This window comes from Micromonospora sp. NPDC049529, from assembly GCF_055586685.1.
Genome location: NZ_JBVJHT010000005.1, coordinates 131,678 through 152,003 on the forward strand (window position 1 = coordinate 131,678; position 20,326 = coordinate 152,003).

The window sequence follows — 20,326 nt, forward strand, 5'->3', positions numbered from 1 at the left end:
GTTGCGCCGCCCGCTCGATTCCATTGTTCAGTAAAGCTTCCTAATGGATAATCGGGTCGGCGACGTCATCGCCGATCGTCGAGGCTGGGAGAGCGCTGATGCGCCGACGTTTCCGTACGCTCGCCACCGCTTCGCTCCTGGCCTTCGTCGGCGTCCTGGCCGTCGCCGCACCCGCGCGGGCGGCTGTCGTGGAGGTCTCGTTCGGCCCGCTCTCGATCGGTGGCTACTGCCAGTCGACGTTCCCCGCCGCCTGGATCGGCTTCTACGAGAGCGCCGGACTGCGCTGCTACGCCAGCTCCGCCACCGGCCTGCAGTACGTCGGCTCCGCTGACCCGTACCTCGCCTGCAAGCACCTCACCCACGACGTCGTGATGAGCGGCACCCGAGGCCCCCACGACGCCCTGATCTGCCACGTAATCCGCTAACCCCTCCCTCCCCTCCCTCCCCTCCCTCCCCTCTCTCTCTGCGCCGATCTAGGGCGAATACAGGTGAGTCGATCTCCGCTCACCTGTATTCGCCCTAGATCGCGTGGTCTGGCGGGGGGTGGGGGTGGGGGAGTCGAGAAATTTCTAGGATCCGGTGGATTCTTGCAAGCATCGGCGCTAATCTATCGCTCAACACACCGCCGAAACATGACCGCAACACCCGCGCAGCGGGGGTGGTCGCGGTCCTCGCCGAACACCCGATGCGGGCACCGCCATGGCACCACGGTCCTAGCCGAGCCGATGGCGCCTGTCCCGGTGCCGCCACCGGGAAAGGAGACCCCCCGAATGTTCCGGTCCCACCACCGCTCACCACGCCCGTCCCGGCACCGAAGACTCGTACGACTGCTCACCGGTCTCGCCGCCGCCGCGACCGCCACGGTCACCGCGCTCGGCGCCGCCGCCCCACCCGCCGCCGCGTCGCCGCAGGCACGAGCCGCCCAGAACACCACGCCGGCCCAGAACACCGCACCCGCGCAGGACACCGCACCCGCGCGGAAGACCGGGAACAGCACCGCAGCCGGGCAGGAGCGGGTCGCCGCCGCTGCGGCGTACTCGGTGCTGGTGTTCTCGAAGACGGCCGGGTTCCGCCACGACTCGATCCCCGCCGGGATCACCGCGATCCAGCAACTCGGCGCGGCGAACGACTTCACCGTCGACGCGACCGAGGACGCGACCGCGTTCACGGACGCGAACCTGGCCCGCTACCGGGCCGTCATCTGGCTCTCCACCACCGGCGACGTGCTCGACCCGACTCAGCAGGCGGCGTTCGAGCGGTTCATCCGGGCCGGTGGCGGCTACGTCGGCATCCACGCCGCGGCCGACACCGAGTACGACTGGTCCTGGTACGGCAACCTGGTCGGCGCGTACTTCACCAGCCACCCCGCCAACCAGCAGGCGACGGTCAAGGTGGAGGACCCGGCCCACCCGTCCACGGCGACGTTGCCGTCCCGGTGGAGCCGGTTCGACGAGTGGTACAACTTCCGCACCAACCCGCGCAGTACGGCGCACGTCCTGGCCAGCCTCGACGAGTCGACCTACACCCCGGGTACGGGGGCGATGGGTGCCGACCACCCGACCGCGTGGTGCAAGAACTACGACGGTGGCCGGTCCTGGTACACCGGCGGCGGCCACACCAACGAGTCGTACGCGGACACGCAGTTCCGGGCACACCTGCTCGGCGGCATCCAGACGGCGGCCGGGGTGGTCGCCGCCGACTGCGGCGCGTCCCAGACCGGCAGCTTCGAGAAGGTGACGCTCGACAGCAACACGAGCAACCCGATGGAGCTGGACATCGCGCCGGACGGTCGGGTCTTCTACCTGGAACGTGACGGCCGGCTGCGGATCATCAAGCCGGACACCCGGACCACGGTCACCGCCGCCACGCTGAACGTCTTCACCGGTAACGAGGACGGGCTGCTCGGTCTCACCCTCGACCCGAACTTCGCCACCAACGGCTGGGTCTACCTCTACTACGCGCCCAACGGTGGGGCGGCGCGCAACGTGCTGTCCCGGTTCACCCTGACCGGGGACACCCTCGACCTGGCCAGCGAGCGGATCCTGCTCACGGTCAACACGCAGCGCAACACCTGCTGTCACGCCGGCGGCACGATGACCTTCGACAGCGCCGGCAACCTGTACCTCGCCACCGGCGACAACACGAACCCGTTCGAGTCCGGCGGCTACACGCCGATCGACGAGCGGTCCGGCCGGCAGGACTTCGACGCGCAGCGCAGCTCCGGCAACACCAACGACCTGCGCGGCAAGGTGATCCGGATCCGTCCGGAGCCCAACGGCACCTACACCGTGCCGGCCGGTAACCTCTTCGCGCCGGGTACCGCGCTGACCCGCCCCGAGATCTACGCGATGGGCTTCCGCAACCCGTTCCGGATCGGTGTCGACCCGCGGACGAACGTGCTCTACGTGGCCGACTACGGCCCGGACGCCGGGCAGGCCAACGCCGACCGGGGACCCGGCAACACGGTGGAGTGGAACATCGTCGGCCAGGCCGGCAACTACGGCTGGCCGTACTGCGTGGGGCGTAACGCCGCCTACCGGGACTACACGTTCCCGAGCGGTCCGAGCGGCCCGGCGTTCAACTGTGCCGCGCCGGTGAACAACTCGCCGAACAACACCGGACTGACCACCCTGCCGCCGGTGGTCGCGGCGACGGTCGACTACGACTACGACGCCAACCCGCTCTTCCCCGAACTGGGTGGCGGCGGTGCCCCGATGGCCGGGCCGGTCTACCGGTACGACCCGAGCCTCGCCTCGACCCGCAAGTGGCCGGCGTACTACGACGGCAAGGCGATCTTCGGCGAGTGGAACCAGAACAAGATGTACGCCATGCAGGTCGGTGCCGACGGCCGGTCGCTGGTGGACATCAACCAGCTGCTGCCCGGCATGTCGACGGTCCGGCCGATGGACTTCGACTTCGGCCCGGACGGCGCGCTCTACCTGATCGAGTGGGGGAGCGGGTTCGGCGGCAACAACGACGACTCCGGCATCTACCGGATCGACTACCGCAACGTCGACCCCGCACCGATCGCGGCCGCGAGCGCGACACCGGTCAGCGGGCGGGCACCGCTCACCGTCCAGTTCAGCAGTGCCGGGTCGCGTGACCCGGAGGGGCAGCCGATCACGTACGCGTGGCGGTTCGGCGACGGTGGCACCTCGACCTCGGCGAACCCGAGCTACACCTACACCACCAACGGCAACTTCACCGCCCAGTTGACGGTGACCGACCCCGGTGGCCGCAGCGCGGTGGCGAACGTGCCGATCACGGTCGGCAACAGCGCTCCGGTGGTGACGTTGACCGCGCCGCCGAACGGTGGGTTCTTCGACTGGGGCGCCCAGGTGAACTACTCGGTGACCGTCACCGACCCCGACGGCGGCACCATCGACTGCTCCCGGGTGACCCTGCAGTACCTGCTCGGGCACGACGAGCACGCCCACCCGTTGCAGCAGAAGACCGGCTGCTCCGGCACCATCCAGACCTCGCTGGACAGTGGACACGGCGGTGACGCGAACATCTTCGCCGTACTGGAGGCGACCTACACCGACCTCGGCGGGCCCGGCGGTGCCGCCCCGCTGACCGGCAGGTCGTTGGTCCAGTTGCAGCCCAAGCGCAAGCAGGCCGAGTACTTCAGCGCCACCGGCCGGATTCCCGGCGCACCCAGCGGCGGTACGGCGGGTGTGCAGCGGGAGACCACCAGCGACCCGCAGGGCGGCTTCCAGAACATCGCCTTCGTCGAGAACGGCGACTTCTGGTCGTTCACCCCGACCAACCTCACCGGCATCCAGTCGCTGCGACTGCGGGCGAGTTCCGGCAGCACCGGCGGCACGGTCGAGGTGCGTACCGGGTCGGTCACCGGCACCCTGCTCGGCACGGTCACCGTGCCGAACACCGGCGGGTGGCAGAACTTCACCGACCTGACCGTGCCGTTGGCGGCGAGTACCACCACCGGGCCGCTCTTCTTCGTCGCGAAGGCGGCGGCGGGAACTCCGGCGGGAACCGCCCTGTTCAACGTCAACTGGGTGGACTTCGTCGGGCCGGGGCTGGGTGGCAACACCCCGCCGCAGGTGACCGCGGCGGCGACGCCGACCTCGGGGGCGGCACCGCTTGCGGTGACGTTCACCGGCAGCGCCACCGACGCCGAGGGCGACACCCCGCTGACGTACGCCTGGAACTTCGGCGACGGCGGTACGGCGAACACCGCCAACACCACCCACACGTACGCCAGCGCCGGCACCTTCACCGCCACGCTGACCGTGACCGACGCCCGGGGTGCCCGGAGCACCGCCAACGTCGTGATCACCGTGACCGGCGGCCCGGCACCGACCGGCTCGTCGAACGTGCACCTGTTCTACTACCCGTGGTACGGCAGCCCGACCGGTCCCAACGGCGGCTGGCGGCACTGGCAGCAGGGCGGGCGCACCCCGCCGAACGACGTCGGGGCGGACTTCTACCCGACCCTGGGCGCGTACGACTCGGGTGACCCGGCGGTGCTCGCGCAGCACATGACCTGGGTGAAGCAGTCCGGTGCGAACGTGCTCGTCTACTCCTGGTGGGGGCAGGGCTCGTACGAGGACAACCTGGTCACCACCGTGATGAACGCGGCGGCCCAGCAGGGCATCAAGATCGCCTGGCACCTGGAGCCGTACAGCGGTCGTACCGGTGCCTCGACCGTCGCCGACATCAACTACATCAACACCCGCTACGGCAGCCACCCGGCCTTCTACCGGGCGGCGGACCAGGGCAACCGGCCGGCGTTCTACGTCTTCGAGAGCCTGAACGTCCCGGACTGGTCGGCGCTGAGCCAGGTCAACGCGAACAACATCATCCTGGCCCAGACCACCGACACCTCCAAGATCGCCGGCTTCTCCGGCATGTACACCTACGACGCGATCGCCGCGACGACCGCACCGGGCTGGGCCAACGCCAGCGCCTACGCGAGGGCGAACAACCTGATCTGGGCCCCGTCGATCGGCCCCGGCTACATCGACGACAAGGCCGTGCCCGGCAACACCACCCCCACCCTGGCCCGCAACGACGGCGCCACCTACGACCAGGTGTGGAACAACGCCCTGGGTACGGCAACCGGTGGGCTGCCCACCTGGGTGTCGATCACCTCGTTCAACGAGTGGCACGAGGGCTCGACCATCGAGCCGGCCCGGAGCACGCCCCCGTCCGGGTTCAACTACCAGACCTACTCCGGCGCGTACGGGCGCACCGGGGCGTCGGCGGAGACGGCGTACCTCGACCGGACCGCGTACTGGGCGGCCGAGTTCGAGCGGCGGCGCGGCGGCACCGGCGGTGGACTGGTCGCGCAGCCGACCAGCCTCACCTTCGGAGCGCAGAACGTCAACACCAGCAGCGCCGCCCAGGCCGTGACGGTACGCAACACCGGCACCGCCGCGGTGACGCTGACCGGGGTGGTCACCGGCGGTGACTTCAGCCAGACCAACACCTGCGGTTCCTCCCTGGCCCCGGGCGCCACCTGCACCGTCAACGTCACGTTCCGGCCGACCGCCGCCGGGGCCCGCAGCGGCTCGCTGACGGTCACCCCGTCGACCGGGACCGCGCTGACCGTGCCGCTGTCCGGCACCGGCGTCACCCCGAGCGGCAACCTGGCCGCCGGCCGCCCGGTCACCGCCACCAGCGCCAACCAGGGGTACGGTCCGGGCAGCACGGTCGACGGCAACGCGTCGAGTTACTGGGAGAGCGCCAACAACGCGTTCCCGCAGTCGCTGACGGTCGACCTCGGTGCGGCGGTGACGGTCGACCGGGCGGTGCTCAAGCTGCCGCCGGGCTGGGAGACCCGTAACCAGACGTTGTCCGTACTCGGCTCCACGGACGGCACGTCGTACTCGACCGTGCTCGGTTCGGCCGGCTACACCTTCAGCCCGGCCAGCGCCAACACGGTCACCCTCAACCTGCCGGCCGGGGCCCGCCGCTACCTGCGGCTGACCTTCACCGGCAACACCGGTTGGCCGGCGGCCCAGCTGTCGGAGTTCGAGGTGTACGCCGGCGGCGGCACGCCGGGACCGGCGCTGTCGGTCTCGCCCGGCACCCTGTCGTTCGGCAGCCGTACGGTCGGATCGCCCAGTCCGGCCAGCGCGGTGACGGTGTCCAACACCGGTACGGCGGCGGCGAGCCTCACCGGTGTCACCGCCACCGGGGACTTCGCCCAGTCGAACACCTGCGGAACGTCCCTGGCGGCCGGGGCGTCCTGCACGGTCAACGTGACGTTCACCCCCACCGCGACCGGGGCCCGTACGGGCACCCTGTCGGTGGCCTCGAACGCGCCGGGCAGCCCGCTCACGGTGGCGCTCTCCGGCACCGGAACCGCCACCAACGCCAACCTGGCGGCGGGTCGGCCGGTCACCGCGACCAGTACCAGCCAGAACTACGTGGCCGGCAACACGGTCGACGGCAACGCGTCGAGTTACTGGGAGAGCGCGAACAACGCGTTCCCGCAGTCGCTGACGGTCGACCTCGGTTCGGCGGTGACGGTGTCCCGGGTGGTGCTCAAGCTGCCACCGGCGACGGCCTGGGGAACCCGTACCCAGACCCTGTCGGTGCTCGGCTCGACCAACGGGTCGACGTACTCGACGGTGGTCGGCTCGGCCGGCTACACCTTCAACCCGGCCACCGGTAACACCGTGACGATCACCTTCCAGGGCACGTCACAGCGTTACCTGCGGCTGACCTTCACCGGCAACACGGGTTGGCCCGCCGGCCAGCTCTCCGAGTTCGAGGTGTACGCCTCCTGACGTACCACCATCCCACCGCTGTGGCGGTCCACTGCCCCTCCACGGGTGGTGGGCCGCCACAGCCCTGGTGCTGGCACGGTCGGCCCGTGAGCGGGTGAACGGTTCCGCCGGATCGGGCGTGCGCTACGCACCGCCGGCCGGTGCGGCGGGGGGGCGGGACCGGGCGGCCGGGTGAAGCAGACCGGGATGGACGCCCGGCAGGTTCCCGGCATGGTCGGCGAGCCGTTGCAGTACGGCGATGAGCTGGGCACGCTCGTCCGCGTCGAGCCCGGCGAGGACCTCCTCCTCGTGCTGGTCGGCGATGCCGCGTGCCCGGGGGAGCAGCTCCCGCGCGGCGGCGGTCAGGTAGATGGCGTGGGCTCGGCGGTCGCCGGGATGCTGCCGGCGTTCCGCCAGGCCGCGCTGTTCGAGGTCGTCGAGCAGGCCGACCATCACCTTGCGGTGGATGCCCAGTGCGTCGGCGAGCTGTTGCTGGGAGCGTCCTTCGCCGCGATCGAGATGCATGAGCAGCCCGAAGTGATTCGGCGCGATGCCCAGCGGCAACAGCCGCGTGGCGAACGTCTGCGCGATCTGGAATCCGAGCTGGGACAGCAGGAAGTTGGCCCGGCCGGCCAGCGGCCGGCCCGCGCCTGGAGCAGAGTCGTCGGACACCCGGATATTGTACGTCCATGTGATTGTCCGCTACGGTAACAATCACTTGGGTGCCATATCTATGGGGAGGCGACAGTGCGGGTGACCGTCTTCGGCGCGACCGGCGGTATCGGTGGTCACGTCGTGCGCCAGGCTCTGGACCACGGGTATGCCGTCAGCGCGGTGGTCCGCGACCCGGCCCGCCTCGACGTCCGTCATTCGAGTCTGGAGGTGAAGGTCGTACCGGAGTTGGACGACGCCGACGTGTTGCGTCCGCTCCTGTACGGCAGCGACGCCGTACTGTCCGGAGTGGGCCCACGCGGACGCAACGACGGTCCCGTCGCCGCCCCCGCCACGCGCACGATCCTGCGTGCCATGCACGCCGAAGGCGTACGCCGTCTCGTCACGGTCAGCGCGGCCCCGGTCGGCGCCGTTCCCGACGGGGACAGTTTTCTCAACCGCCGCCTCGTCCTGCCCGCCATCGGTGCCATCCTCAGGGACCTCTACGCGGACCTGCGCGCCATGGAGCACACCATGGCGGACAGCGCTGCGGAGTGGACCGCCATGCGGCCGCCCAAACTCGTGAACAAGCCGCTGAGCGGTCGGTATCGCACCGTCATCGGCGGCAACGTTCCCCGTGGCTACACGATCTCGCGGGCCGACGTGGCCCACGCGATGCTCGCCGCCGTCGACGACCCCGCGACGGTCCGTCGACCGATCGGCATCGCGTACTGACCATTCGCTGCTCTTCGCTGATTCCGGAGGGTTCATGACACCCCACCCGCCACCCCCGTTCACCGACCGGGAGCCGTACGGATTCATCTATCTGGGCTTCCAGGCCGAGCCCGCGCAACGGCTGCCCCTCCACACCCGTACGCCGCGTCGGCGCCGCGAGGCGGCGCGGCTCGTGCAGGCGGTTGCCGAGCTCGCACGCCGCCCGGACGTCGCCGCTGTCAACGTGTTCCGGGCGGTGTTCATCCCGCCGCTGCCGGGTGCACCCCGATACGACCTCGTCATGCTCGTCCGCACCGTGGGAGTGGACCAACTCGACACCGTGCGCACCTGTGCCGAGGTCTCAGCCCTCGACGGTGAGCAGATCCTCGCGGGCGTCAACGTGGCCCGGATCGGCGACACCGAGGCCCGAGCCGACGGCACCTTCCTGTTCAACCACTTCACCGCCGGAGCCGACACCGACGCCGAGGCCGCCTGGCGTTCCCTCACCGGCTGGTACACGGTGAAGACCGGAGTCGACAACTCCACCGCCCTGCGACCGACCCGACCGTCACCATTCGCACTCGTCAACTACGCGAGACTGCCCGCCGGGCCGATCCGTTTTCTGGCCGGACAGCTCGTACGGCCGAGCTTCCACCGCTTCGTGCGAGGCACGCTCGCCGCTCACGGAATGCGCGCCCTGCCCGCTTTCCATCGGCTCGTACACGCGTCACGGAACAGGGACGGGGCGGAAAACGAGGCGACCGCCTGACGGTGGGGCGCCGAATCGGAAGGGACCACCATGCGCTTCGGCCGCCTCGCCGGCACCGCCGGGATCGGCTTCGTCGTCATCCTGATAGTGGCCAACCTGATCCTGACCACGGCGGGTTTCCCCACCCCGTCCGAGGTCGCCTCGGTCGAGGAGATCACCACGGTCTTCGCCGCCGGATCCGGGTCCCTGCGCCTGGCGTCGGCGCTCCTGCCGACGGCCTGGTTGCTCGCCACGATCTTCGCCGTCGGGGTGTGCGTTCACCTCTGGCACCACGAGCGGGCCCGGACCGACCCGTGGTCTCTGGTCGGGCTCGCCGGAGTCCTCATGCAGTCGGTGGTGTTCGCCAGCGTCGAGGCAACCCGGCTCGCCCTGACGTCCGCCGCCCACCACGACGCCAGCGGCGTCGCCGGACTCTGGGGGCTGCACAACGCGCTGTTCGGCTTCAACCAGGTGTTCCTGGCGACCGCACTCGTCGGACTGTCGATGTCCGGCATCCGAACGCAGACGATCGCCCGATGGCACGCCGGCACGGGTTTCCTCGCCGCCACCCTGCTGTTCCTCGCCGCGACGACAAGTCCGTACGGCACCGGCGGCACCAACCCACTGACCCTGCTCGGTCTCGTCGGCTGGCTGCTCTGGCTGGTCTGGATCACGGCCTACGGCATCATCCTGATCCGAAGCCTGCCCGAGCTCCCCGGTCGACGCGGCGACGCCGACCCCTCCCTCGCACCGGCCGGCACGTAGCAACGCCATCTCGTACGGATCGCGCGACGACGATCCGAGATCAAGGACTCAGGGTTGCGCGATCCACGGGTCACCCGGCGGGGGAAGGCGTCACCTTCTTCGTTCGTCGTGGATGCCCGTCGAGTGGCCCGACGCCGGGACCGGCACCTCGGAATCCGCGACGGCGGTCCAGGACGAGTTCCCGGTCGAAGCGCGGCGAGGCATCATCGGAAGATGAAGATCGGCGAGATGACCGCTCGGACAGGTGTCCCGCAGCGACTGCTCCGCTACTACGAGGAGCAGGACCTGATCACGCCCGGCCGGGACGTGAACGGCTACCGGGTCTACTGCGACGTGGGGGTGGAACGCATCACCCAGATCCGCGCCCTGCTCGCCGCCGGACTGCCCACCCGGATGATCCGGGACCTGCTGCCCTGCCTGCGCGGGCCGGATCCGACCGCGCTAGACGGCGTCGACGCGGAGTTCCTGGCCGCCCTGCGCCGCGAGGCAGCCTCGCTGGGGACCCGGATCGACGACCTGACGGCCCGACGTACCGCGATCCTCGGGTTCATCGACGTGATCGCCGCCACTTGACCTTCTCACTGGTGTGAGGGGTGGACGCTTCTCCTCCCGCAATCGGAAGAAGGAGAACACCACCATGAACACGGAGCAGTTCGCCGAGGTCCGCGCCTCGCTGGACCGGAACCTGCGCTCCGGCGCTGAACTCGGCGGGTCCATCACGATCGACGTCGACGGCGAGACGGTCGTTGACGTGTGGGGCGGATACCGGGACGAGGCCCGCACCCGGCTCTGGGAAGCCGACACCATCACCAACGTGTGGTCGATCACCAAGCAGGTCGTCGCCGTGGCGGTCCTCATCCTGGTCGACCGTGGCCAGTTGGACCTCGACGCACCAGTGGCGGTCTACTGGCCCGAGTTCGGTGCGAACGGCAAGGACGGGGTCCGGGTACGACATCTGCTGGCGCACGCCTCGGGCGTCTCGGGTCTGGACGCGCCGAGCAGGGTCGAGGACCTGTACGACGCGCCGGCCGTCGCCGCCCGAATGGCCTCCCAGGCGCCCTGGTGGGAGCCGGGCACCGCCTCGGGCTACCACCTGTTCAGCCAGGGACACCTGATCGGTGCGCTGATCCACCGGGTGACCGGCCGTACGCTGCGTCAGTTCGTGGCGGAGGAGATCACCGGCCCACTCGGCGCCGACTTCCAGTTCGGTGTCGCCGACCGGGATCTGCACCGGGTCGCGGACATCGTCCCGCCGCCACCCGCGCCGTTCGACCTGGAGACGCTCGACCGGGACAGCCCGGCGTACCGCACCTTCACCGGGCCGGCCGTCGCGCCCGGTGACGCCAACACGGCGGGCTGGCGGGCCGCCGAAATCGGTGCCGCCAACGGCCACGGCAACGCCCGCTCCGTTGCCCGCATCCTGTCCGTGCTGGCCCTCGGCGGGGTGGTCGGCGGCGTACGCCTGCTCACCGAGCGCACCGCCCAGCTGGTGCTCGCCGAGCAGACTGCCGGCACCGATCTGGTCAATGGCCTGTACCTGCGGTGGGGGCTCGGTTTCGCGTTGAGCGACCCGCGGACGCTGCCGTGGGTCCCGGCCGGCCGGATCGGCTACTGGGGTGGCTGGGGCGGCTCGATGGCGATCGTGGACCTGGACCGGCGCATGACCATCAGCTACGTGATGAACAGGATGGGCGGCGGCATCCTCGGATCCGACCGGGCGCAGGAGTACGTCACCGCCGCCTACCGGGCCGTCGGGGCCTGAGGACGCGTACCGCCGGGGCCGACGACGTGGTCAGCCCCGGCGGAACGAAGCTCAGCGCCCGGCGGGCGGGCTGGAGTGGACGGCCGGGTCGCCCTGGACGATCCAGACCTCGGGGCGGTCGATCGGCAGGAACGAGCGGTCGCCACCGGGTTCACGAGTCGACGGCACGCTGTCCCCGTTCGGCAGGTGCATGATGAAGTTGACCGGTCGGGTGTCGTCGACCAGCGGGATGTCGTACTCGGCCCAGCCGTTCTCGGTCCGGGTCGGTGGCAGCGGGCGGTCCCAGCCGATCGTGGCCAGGGTCGCCGGGTCGACCGCGTCGCCCCACAGGTGCAGGCCCCACTGGCCGTAGTCGCCGGCCGGACGCAGGTAGTGCAGGGTGGCGGTGGTGATCGGCGGGCCGGCCGCGCGTACCCGCCGGGTGGGACTGGTGACCCGCGTCCCGTTCGGCTCGCTGAGGATCGCCCGGTACTCGACCACCGTGTCGGCGGCCAGGTTCAGCGGGGTCAGGTCGTCGAAGACGGTGTAGACCGGTGCCGACGCGTCGGTGCCGATCCGCTGCCACGCACCGCCGGAGACCCGGCGTTCGACCGCCACCACGTGCGTCGCCCGGTCCGGGTCGGCGGTGGTACGCACCTCCACCCGTCCCCGTACGCCGCTGCCCTCGGCCGGGGCGGCGATCGTCAGTGCCGGCGCGGGAACGGTGGCGGAGCGTACGCCGGTCTGCGCGGTGTGCCGGTTGTTGTCGAGCACCACCGCCCGGTACTGCACGGGTGTCCCCGGAGCCAGCCCGGAGACGTCGTGGAACACCCGGTACGGGGCGGTGTCGTCGGTGCCGATCGACTCCCACCGGCCGTGGTTGCCGATCCGGGCCTGGAAGGTGACCTCGTTGAACGAGGATCCGGCCACGTCGGCGGCGACCCGGATCCGGCCCGGCGTCTCGGCGGTGGGGACCGGTGCGGCGAGCGAGATCGCCGGTGCCGCCGTGGACCGGGGGAGTTGCCCGGTCGACCGGTAGACCACGGTGCTCAGCGGCGGCACGGTCAGGGTCAGCTTCCGGTCCGTGCCGGTGCGTACCCGCTGCGGGCCGTCGCCGTACACCGGGGTGAAGGTGTGCCCGGCGAGGTAGGTCGGGATGGCGGCGGTCTGCGGCTGTTCGCTGTTGTTCGTCGCCACCACGTATTCGCGCTGGTCGGTCCGGTCGAGCCGGGAGAAGGCGTAGACGCCCGGACCGTCGGTGGCGTAGCGGTGCTGGTGGGCGCCGTCGCGCAGGGCCGGGTGGGTACGGGTGAGCGCGGCGAGCCGGCTGATCGACCGGTACAGCGGGTGACCGGGGACGAAGTTGTCCTGCCCGTGGGTGGCGTCGGTGCCGATCAGGTCGTCGTCGAGGTACGCCGGCACCCGGCTGGCGAACATCGTCTGCCGGGCGGCCTGGTCCCCGCCGGGACCGGTGAAGCCCTGCTCGTCGCCGTAGTAGATCACCGGGTTGCCCCGCGACAGGTACATCAGCTCGTGCGCCAGCCGGTCGCGGGCCAGCAACTCGGTGTCGTCGGCGCCGGGGTTGTCGGCGGCGACGAAGCCGCCGATCCGGCCCATGTCGTGGTTACCGAGGAAGGTCGGCAGCTGGTAGACGTTGGAATCCCGGTCGGTGTACCAGTCGTCGTCGGTGAAAAACGTGGCGAGCTGGCTGGTCGGTTGGCCGCGCGAGGCGAAGTTGCGGGCCGCCTCCTGGAACGGGAAGTCGAGCACCGCCTGCATCCGGTCGCGGGTGGTGAACTGCGAGGTGAAGGCGCGGGTGGTGTCGAACACCTCGCCGAACATGAAGAACTCGGACTTGCCCTGGCGGTGGGCGTAGCGCAGCACCTCCGGGCCGAACTTCTGCCAGAACTCGTCGTTGACGTGCTTCATCGTGTCGATCCGGAAGCCGTCGATGCCGAAGTCGCGGATCCACCGCTGGTAGATGTCGATCATCCCGTCGACCACCCGGGGATTCTCGGTGAACAGGTCGTCCAGCCCGAAGAAGTCGCCGTAGTACGAGTCCTCACCGGTGAACGTGGTGTCGCCCCGGTTGTGGTAGAGCGTGACGTCGTTGAGCCAGGCCGGCACCTTCAGGTCCCGCTCCGCCGGATCCAGCACCGGCGTGTACGGGAACGACGTGGTCGCGCTCAACGCGGGAAAACTCGCCTGGCCGGCGCTGTCCCGGTCGTCGAACGGCACCCCGGTCGCGGTGCGGTACGGCACCGCGTCCTTGCCGGTGTACGCCATCCGGGCGCCCTGCTGGTAGCCGATCACGTCGGCGGTGTGGTTGGTGATGATGTCGAAGTAGACCTTCATGCCCCGGCTGTGCGCGGCGTCGACCAGTGCCCGCAGGTCCGCGTTGCTGCCCAGGTGCGGGTCGATCTGGGTGAAGTCGGTGATCCAGTAGCCGTGGTAGCCGGCGGACGGGCCGTCCTCCAACTGCACCGCCTTGTTCTTGAAGCTGGGCGTCAGCCAGATCGCGCTGGTGCCCAGGCCCCGGATGTAGTCGATCCGGTCGCGCAGCCCCTTGAGGTCGCCGCCGTTGTAGAAGCCGGTCCGGGTCGGGTCGAAGCCCGACACCAGCGGGTCGTCGCCGAGGCCGCCCCGGTCGTTGGCCGGGTCACCGTTGGCGAACCGGTCGGCCATCACGAAGTAGAACGTCTCGTCGGTGACCGGCGCGCGCAGCGAGTGCAGGGCCTGCGGGTCGGGTCCGGAGCCCCTTCCGTCCGCGCTGGCGGGGACGGCCGGTAACACCATCGCCAGCAGCACGGACAGCAGCACGGACAGCAGCGCGGCGGTACGGGAACGGATCGCCATGTTCGACTCCTCCTGGGCGGCGGTCGCGGGTGGTGATCGCGGTGGTGGTGAACGCCCAGTACAGGTTGCCGTACGTCATCGATGGACGCCAGACGATGCCCCGTGGCCCCCTCGGTGGTGGCTTTCCGCGTTTCCGGACCACGGGTGGGGCGAAATGCGAAACTTGTCGGCAAGTGGAGGTTCGCATGCCCAGCAAGCAACAGGTACTGCGTCTGGTCGACCTCGGCCACGGCTACCCCGAAATCGGCCGGCTGCTCGACATCCCGGCCGGTCAGGCGTACCTCGTCGCGACCGGGATCCCGGCCGACGGGGGAGACACCGTCACCGGGCGGCAGCGGGAACGACCGGGCATGCTGCCGTCGCACTCGCAACGGCTGGTGAACCCACGGGAGGTCAACCCGAGCCACTCCGATCGGGTGCACGAGTGGGTACGGGCCCGCGCCCGGCAGGAGCGGTCGGCCACCCGACGACCGGCCGGCGGGTTCGGCTGACCGCGTACGCGTAGTCCGGGCGGCACCGCCTGCGGGCCGGAGCCGCCACCGAGCAGGCGAAGGAGGGCCGGTGCGACAGCCCATCTCCATCGGATCATGGCCGGTCTGGCGCCAGCTGACCGGGCCGGACGGGTTCGGCCGGGCGGCCGCCGTCAAGTCCCGGCAGAGCGCGTCGTTGCCGGCCCGGACCGCCGACGCCGACCGGGTGGTCAAGTCGATCTGCCCGTACTGCGCCGTGGGTTGCGGGCAGAACGTGTACGTGCGCGACGAGCGGGTGGTGCAGATCGAGGGCGATCCGGACTCGCCGGTCAGCCGTGGTCGGCTCTGCCCCAAGGGCGCCGCGACGCTGCAACTCACCACCGGATCCGGCCGGCTGGACAAGGTCCTCTACCGGCCGCCGTACGGGCGGGACTGGCAGGAACTCGACCTGGACACGGCGATGGACATGATCGCCGAGCGGGTGCTGCGTACCCGGCGGGAGACCTGGCAGTGGGAGATCGACGGGATGCGGGTGGCCCGGACCATGGGCATCGCCAGCCTGGGCGGCGCGACGCTGGACAACGAGGAGAACTACCTGATCAAGAAGTTGTTCACCGCGCTCGGTGTGGTGCAGGTCGAGAACCAGGCCCGGGTCTGCCACAGCTCCACCGTGATCGGGCTCGGCACCTCCTTCGGCCGGGGTGGGGCGACCACCTTCATGCAGGACCTCCAGCACGCCGACTGCATCGTCATCGAGGGCTCGAACTTCGCCGAGGCACACCCGGTCGGGTTCCAGTGGGTGATGGAGGCGAAGGCGCGCGGCGCCACGGTGATCCACGTCGACCCCCGGTTCACCCGTACCAGTGCCCTGGCCGACCTGCACGTACCGCTGCGCGCCGGGACCGACGTCGCGTTCCTCGGCGGGATCATCAACCATGTCCTGACCGAGGAGAAGGACTTCCGCGAGTACGTGCTGGCGTACACGAACGCGTCGACGATCATCAACGACCAGTTCCGCGACACCGAGGACCTCGACGGCCTCTTCTCCGGCTTCGACCCCGACGTGCACCAGTACTCGGCCGAGACCTGGCAGTACGAGGGCACCCAGGAGGCGACCGCCTCCGGTGACCGCGACGAGGCGTACGAGCGGCGGCTGGCGACCCGGCACGCGAAGCACGGTGCCGGATCGGGCGAGAAACACGGTTCCGGCGGAGCCGCGCTGGACGGCGACCCCCACCAGGATCCGACCCTGCGGCACCCGCGCTGCGTCTACCAGATCCTCAAGCGGCACTTCTCCCGTTACACCCCGGAGATGGTCGAGCGGGTCTGCGGGATCCCCCAGGACGTGTTCGCCCGGATCTGCGGGCACCTGGTCGACGCGTCCGGGCCCGAGCGGACCAGCGCGTTCGTCTACGCGGTCGGCTGGACCCAGCACACCGACGGGTCGCAGTTCATCCGGACCGCGAGCATCCTGCAACTGCTGCTGGGCAACATCGGCCGGCCCGGCGGTGGCATCCAGGCGTTGCGCGGCCACGCCAGCATCCAGGGCTCGACCGACATCCCCACCCTGTTCAACCTGCTGCCCGGCTACCTTCCGATGCCGCACGCGCACCGGCACGAGAACCTCGACGACTTCATCGACGGCGACGCCGCCCGCAAGGGCTTCTGGGCGAACATGCGGTCCTACACCGTCAGCCTGCTCAAGGCCTACTGGGGCGCCAAGGCGCAGCCGGAGAACGACTTCTGCTTCGACTACCTGCCCCGGATCACCGGCAGCCACTCCGCCTACGACACCACGCTCGAACAGCTCGCGGGCAACTGCAAGGGCTACTTCCTGCTCGGGGAGAACCCGGCGGTCGGTTCGGCGAACGCCAGGATGCAGCGACTCGGCATGGCGAAACTGGACTGGCTGGTGGTCCGGGACTTCAGCCTGATCGAGAGCGCCACCTGGTGGAAGGACGGACCCGAGATCGAGTCGGGCGAGCTGACCACCGAGCGGATCCCGACCGAGGTCTTCTTCCTGCCGGCCGCCACCCACACCGAGAAGTCCGGCAGCTTCACCAACACCAACCGGATGCTGCAATGGCACCACCAGGCCGTCGAACCAGCCGGCGACCAGCGCAGCGAACTCTGGTTCATGTACCACCTGGGCCGGCTCATCCGCCGCCGGCTGGCCAACTCGACCGACGCCATGGACCGGCCGATCCTCGACCTGACCTGGGACTACCCGACCGAGGGCGAGACCGGCGAGCCGATGGCCGAGGCGGTGCTCGCCGAGATCAACGGCTGGGACGCTGACGGGAAACCGCTGTCGGCGTACACCGCGCTGCGCGACGACGGCTCCACCACCTGCGGCTGCTGGATCTACTGCGGCGTCTACGCCGACGGGATCAACCAGGCCGCCCGGCGCAAGCCCGGCGAGGAACAGAACTGGGTCGGCGCCGAGTGGGCCTGGGCCTGGCCGGCGAACCGGCGCATGCTCTACAACCGGGCCTCGGCCCGACCCGACGGCCAGCCGTGGAGCGAACGCAAACGGATGGTCTGGTGGGACGAGGACACCGGCCGGTGGACCGGGTACGACGTACCGGACTTCGAACCGACCAAGCGCCCGGACTACCAGCCACCGGACGGGGCCAGCGGGGTGGCCGCCCTGCGCGGCACCGACGCGTTCATCATGCAGGCCGACGGTCTCGGCTGGCTGTACGTGCCCAGTGGTGTCCTCGACGGCCCGCTGCCGACGCACTACGAGCCGCAGGACTCCCCGGTGCAGAATCCGCTCTACCGCCAGCAACGCAACCCGGCCCGACTGCTGCGACCGCACCCGGAGAACCGGTACCACCCGAGCGGCTCCGAGCCCGGCGCGCACGTCTTCCCGTACGTGGTGACGACCTACCGGTTGACCGAACACTTCACCGCCGGGGCGATGAGCCGCAACGTGCCGTACCTGGCGGAGTTGCAGCCGGAGTTCTTCTGCGAGGTGTCGCCGGAACTGGCGACCGAACGCGGGCTGGAACACGCCGGCTGGGCCACCATCGTCACCGCCCGCAACGCCATCGAGGCCCGGGTGCTGGTGACCGCGCGGATGGCGCCGCTGCGCGTCGACGGTCGGGTGATCCACCAGATCGGGCTGCCGTTCCACTGGGGACCCAACGGGTACAGCCGGGGCGACGCGGCGAACGAACTCTCCGCGATCTCGCTCGACCCGAACTCGCACATCCAGGAGGTCAAGGCGTTCAGCGCGGACATCCGACCGGGCCGGCGCCCACGGGGACCGGCCCGCCCCGCCCTGGTCCGGGACTATCACCGCCGGGCCGGCGTGACCGGCAGCACCGGAATGGAGGCGTAGGCAATGAGCTTCGACCTGCGCGAGGCGGCCACCGACGGCGCCGACCCGGCGACCGCCGGAGGGTACGGCGCCCACCCGGAACGGGTCGGCTTCTTCACCGACACCAGCGTCTGCATCGGCTGCAAGGCGTGCGAGGTGGCGTGCAAGGAGTGGAACACCATCGCCGAGGACGGCCTCACCTTCACCGGCATGTCGTACGACAACAGCATCGGGCTCGGCGCCGACACCTGGCGCCACGTGGCGTTCGTCGAGCAGCCCCGCCAACTGGGCCGGCAGGAGACCTACCTGGCCCCGACCGAGCTGCCGGGGGAGCTGAAGCGGGCGGCGGCCGGGCGTACCCCGGTCTCGCTGGGCCTGCCGGCGTCGGCCCCGCCGGACGGGGCGGTCGGCAGCGTGGCCCAGATGGACTTCCGCTGGCTGATGTCCTCGGACGTGTGCAAGCACTGCACCCACGCCGCCTGCCTGGACGTCTGCCCGACGGGCTCGCTGTTCCGGACCGAGTTCGGCACGGTCGTGGTGCAGGAGGACATCTGCAACGGCTGCGGCTACTGCGTGCCGGCGTGCCCGTACGGGGTGATCGACAAACGGCCGACGGACGGCCGGGTGGCGAAGTGCACCATGTGTTACGACCGGCTCTCCGTCGGCCAGGAGCCGGCGTGCGCGAAGAGCTGCCCGACCGACTCGATCCAGTTCGGCGAACTCGACGAACTGCGGGAACGGGCCGCCCGACGGGTCCAGGCCCTGCACGACGACGGGGTGAGCAGCGCCCGGCTCTACGGCGCCGACCCGGACGACGGGGTCGGTGGCGCGGGCGCGTTCTTCCTGCTGCTCGACGAACCCGAGGTGTACGGCCTGCCACCGGATCCGGTGGTGACCACGCGGGACCTGCCCGCCATGTGGCGGCGGGTCGGCCTGGCCGCGGCGGGCCTGCTCGTCGGCCTGGTCGCGGTGACCGTCTCCGGCGCGAACACGCCGACCGGAGCACGACGATGAACGCAACCGACGGGTCGACGGGAGCGCCGAGATGAACCGTACGGACGTGCCGGCGGGCGCCGCGACGATGACCGACGTACGCCTCGACCGGGCACCGGACCTGCCGGCCGAGCGGGACGCGGTGGTCGGCTCGGCGGGGCGGTCCGGCCGGCGCCAGCGCGGCGAGCGGCTGATGGTGCCGAAGGCCGACTTCCGCTCGTACTACGGGCGGCCGGTGCTCAACGCCCCGACCTGGCAGGCGCCCGACATCGCCGGTTACCTCTTCCTCGGCGGGCTGGCCGGTGCGTCCTCCACGCTGGCCGCAGCGGCCGAACTCACCGGCCGGCCGGCGCTCGCCCGGGGGCTCAAGGCCGGTGCGGCAGCCGCGATCGCCGGATCGCTCTACACGCTGGTGCACGACCTCGGCCGCCCGGAACGGTTCGTCAACATGCTCCGGGTGGTCAAGGTGACCTCGCCGATGAGCATCGGCTCGTGGCTGCTCGCCGGCTACGCGCCGATGGCGATGGCGGCAGCCGCGAGCGCGGTCAGCGGGCGGTTGCCCGTACCCGGTCGGGTGGCCACCGTCGGCGCGGCGCTGCTCGGGCCGGCTGTCGCCGCGTACACCGGGGCTTTGATCTCGAACACGGCGGTGCCGGCCTGGCACGAGGGTCACCGGGAGATGCCGCTGCTCTTCGTCGGCTCGGCCGCCGCGTCGGCCGGCGGACTCGGCCTGCTCGTCGGGCCCGGTGCCGAGTCGGCCCCGGCCCGGCGCGCGGCGCTGCTCGGCGCCGTTACCGAACTGACCATGACCCGGCGGCTGGAGCAGCGGCTCGGACCGCTGGCCGAACCGCTGCAACAGGACACCGGCGGGGCGCTGATCCGGGCCGGCAAGGTGCTCAGCGCCACGGCCGCGTTGACCCTGGTGCTGGCCGGTCGCAACCGCAGGGTCGGCATCGCGGCGGGCGCGGCCCTGCTCGCCGGCTCCCTCTGCACCCGGTTCGGCATCTTCCACGCCGGTCTCGCCTCGGCGAAGGATCCGAAATACACGGTCGGACCGCAGCGGGAGCGGCTGGCGGCACGCGCCCGGAAAACGAAGGAGCCGACATGAGTACGCTGGCCAAGCACCTTCCGCTGGCCGGGATCGTGGTCACCACCTGCGTCGCGGCCTACCTCGCCGCCCGCCGGGACCCGGCCGGACCGGGTACGTCCGGACGCGTCGCGGGCGCACTCCGTCCCGTCGGCGGCGTCGCTGCGATGGTCGCCGCCCGCCTCAACCGCGCCGCCTGAGCGGGCCGCCCGAGCCGGTCTCCACCGCTGATCGTCGGG

Annotated in this window: 14 protein-coding genes; 12 read left to right on the top strand and 2 right to left on the bottom strand. The window is 70.7% G+C overall.

What is annotated here, in order from left to right; translation table 11 throughout:
- Positions 1–98: 98 nt before the first annotated feature.
- Positions 99–425, top strand: coding sequence for a hypothetical protein (locus tag ACZ6QQ_RS10215; RefSeq protein ID WP_465875627.1), 327 nt, complete (start codon positions 99–101; stop codon positions 423–425).
- A 345-nt stretch (positions 426–770) separates the two neighbouring features.
- Positions 771–6,758 carry a ThuA domain-containing protein gene (locus ACZ6QQ_RS10220; RefSeq protein ID WP_465875628.1) on the top strand — a complete coding sequence of 1,996 codons (5,988 nt, stop codon included), beginning with the start codon at positions 771–773 and terminating at the stop codon, positions 6,756–6,758.
- Positions 6,759–6,881: 123 nt separating this feature from the next.
- Here ACZ6QQ_RS10220 and ACZ6QQ_RS10225 read toward each other — a convergent pair whose 3' ends face one another.
- On the bottom strand, positions 6,882–7,409 hold the full coding sequence (locus ACZ6QQ_RS10225; RefSeq protein WP_465875629.1) for a MarR family winged helix-turn-helix transcriptional regulator: 528 nt from the start codon (positions 7,407–7,409) through the stop codon (positions 6,882–6,884).
- 75 nt (positions 7,410–7,484) lie between these two features.
- On the opposite strand from ACZ6QQ_RS10225, the gene ACZ6QQ_RS10230 reads away from it, so the two are divergent.
- The 5 genes from ACZ6QQ_RS10230 (at position 7,485) to ACZ6QQ_RS10250 (ending at position 11,377) form a co-directional block, all read left to right on the top strand.
- Entirely contained in the window at positions 7,485–8,123 is a 639-nt protein-coding gene (locus ACZ6QQ_RS10230; RefSeq protein ID WP_465875630.1) for an NAD(P)-dependent oxidoreductase, read from the top strand.
- 34 nt (positions 8,124–8,157) lie between these two features.
- Positions 8,158–8,871: a hypothetical protein gene (locus ACZ6QQ_RS10235; protein ID WP_465875631.1), complete on the top strand. Its 714-nt coding sequence runs from the start codon at positions 8,158–8,160 to the stop codon at positions 8,869–8,871.
- A 30-nt stretch (positions 8,872–8,901) separates the two neighbouring features.
- Positions 8,902–9,615 (top strand): hypothetical protein, encoded by a 714-nt coding sequence (locus tag ACZ6QQ_RS10240; protein WP_465875632.1) that lies wholly within the window; start codon positions 8,902–8,904, stop codon positions 9,613–9,615.
- 213 nt (positions 9,616–9,828) lie between these two features.
- A complete protein-coding gene (locus ACZ6QQ_RS10245; RefSeq protein WP_465875633.1) occupies positions 9,829–10,188 on the top strand; it encodes a MerR family transcriptional regulator in 360 nt (119 codons plus the stop codon).
- 64 nt (positions 10,189–10,252) lie between these two features.
- Entirely contained in the window at positions 10,253–11,377 is a 1,125-nt protein-coding gene (locus ACZ6QQ_RS10250; protein ID WP_465875634.1) for a serine hydrolase domain-containing protein, read from the top strand.
- Positions 11,378–11,428: 51 nt separating this feature from the next.
- Here the strand turns inward: ACZ6QQ_RS10250 and ACZ6QQ_RS10255 are convergent, their stop codons facing one another.
- Positions 11,429–14,212 (bottom strand): alpha-amylase family glycosyl hydrolase, encoded by a 2,784-nt coding sequence (locus ACZ6QQ_RS10255; protein WP_465875635.1) that lies wholly within the window; start codon positions 14,210–14,212, stop codon positions 11,429–11,431.
- A 185-nt stretch (positions 14,213–14,397) separates the two neighbouring features.
- Between ACZ6QQ_RS10255 and ACZ6QQ_RS10260 the strand changes: the two genes are divergently transcribed.
- From ACZ6QQ_RS10260 to ACZ6QQ_RS10280, 5 genes are all read left to right on the top strand, one after another.
- Positions 14,398–14,703, top strand: coding sequence for a hypothetical protein (locus ACZ6QQ_RS10260; protein ID WP_465875637.1), 306 nt, complete (start codon positions 14,398–14,400; stop codon positions 14,701–14,703).
- 70 nt (positions 14,704–14,773) lie between these two features.
- Positions 14,774–18,028: a formate dehydrogenase gene (gene fdh, locus ACZ6QQ_RS10265; protein WP_465875638.1), complete on the top strand. Its 3,255-nt coding sequence runs from the start codon at positions 14,774–14,776 to the stop codon at positions 18,026–18,028.
- A gap of 3 nt (positions 18,029–18,031) precedes the next feature.
- A complete protein-coding gene (locus ACZ6QQ_RS10270) occupies positions 18,032–19,021 on the top strand; it encodes a 4Fe-4S dicluster domain-containing protein (RefSeq protein WP_465875640.1) in 990 nt (329 codons plus the stop codon).
- Positions 19,022–19,052: 31 nt separating this feature from the next.
- A complete protein-coding gene (gene nrfD / locus ACZ6QQ_RS10275) occupies positions 19,053–20,108 on the top strand; it encodes an NrfD/PsrC family molybdoenzyme membrane anchor subunit (RefSeq protein WP_465875641.1) in 1,056 nt (351 codons plus the stop codon).
- Complete coding sequence (locus ACZ6QQ_RS10280; protein WP_465875642.1) at positions 20,105–20,287, top strand: hypothetical protein; 183 nt, start codon at positions 20,105–20,107, stop codon at positions 20,285–20,287. The genes nrfD and ACZ6QQ_RS10280 overlap by 4 nt, the downstream gene beginning before the upstream one ends.
- Positions 20,288–20,326 lie beyond the last annotated feature (39 nt).

Bases quoted from the DNA above. Each gene is read 5' to 3' on its own strand.
- ACZ6QQ_RS10215 (WP_465875627.1), top strand. From the start codon at position 99: ATGCGCCGACGTTTCCGTACGCTCGCCACCGCTTCGCTCCTGGCCTTC.
- ACZ6QQ_RS10260 (WP_465875637.1), top strand. From the start codon at position 14,398: ATGCCCAGCAAGCAACAGGTACTGCGTCTGGTCGACCTCGGCCACGGC.
- ACZ6QQ_RS10240 (WP_465875632.1), top strand. From the start codon at position 8,902: ATGCGCTTCGGCCGCCTCGCCGGCACCGCCGGGATCGGCTTCGTCGTC.
- ACZ6QQ_RS10255 (WP_465875635.1), bottom strand. From the start codon at position 14,212: ATGGCGATCCGTTCCCGTACCGCCGCGCTGCTGTCCGTGCTGCTGTCC.
- nrfD (WP_465875641.1), top strand. From the start codon at position 19,053: ATGAACCGTACGGACGTGCCGGCGGGCGCCGCGACGATGACCGACGTA.
- ACZ6QQ_RS10280 (WP_465875642.1), top strand. From the start codon at position 20,105: ATGAGTACGCTGGCCAAGCACCTTCCGCTGGCCGGGATCGTGGTCACC.
- ACZ6QQ_RS10270 (WP_465875640.1), top strand. From the start codon at position 18,032: ATGAGCTTCGACCTGCGCGAGGCGGCCACCGACGGCGCCGACCCGGCG.
- ACZ6QQ_RS10235 (WP_465875631.1), top strand. From the start codon at position 8,158: ATGACACCCCACCCGCCACCCCCGTTCACCGACCGGGAGCCGTACGGA.
- ACZ6QQ_RS10220 (WP_465875628.1), top strand. From the start codon at position 771: ATGTTCCGGTCCCACCACCGCTCACCACGCCCGTCCCGGCACCGAAGA.
- ACZ6QQ_RS10245 (WP_465875633.1), top strand. From the start codon at position 9,829: ATGAAGATCGGCGAGATGACCGCTCGGACAGGTGTCCCGCAGCGACTG.
- ACZ6QQ_RS10250 (WP_465875634.1), top strand. From the start codon at position 10,253: ATGAACACGGAGCAGTTCGCCGAGGTCCGCGCCTCGCTGGACCGGAAC.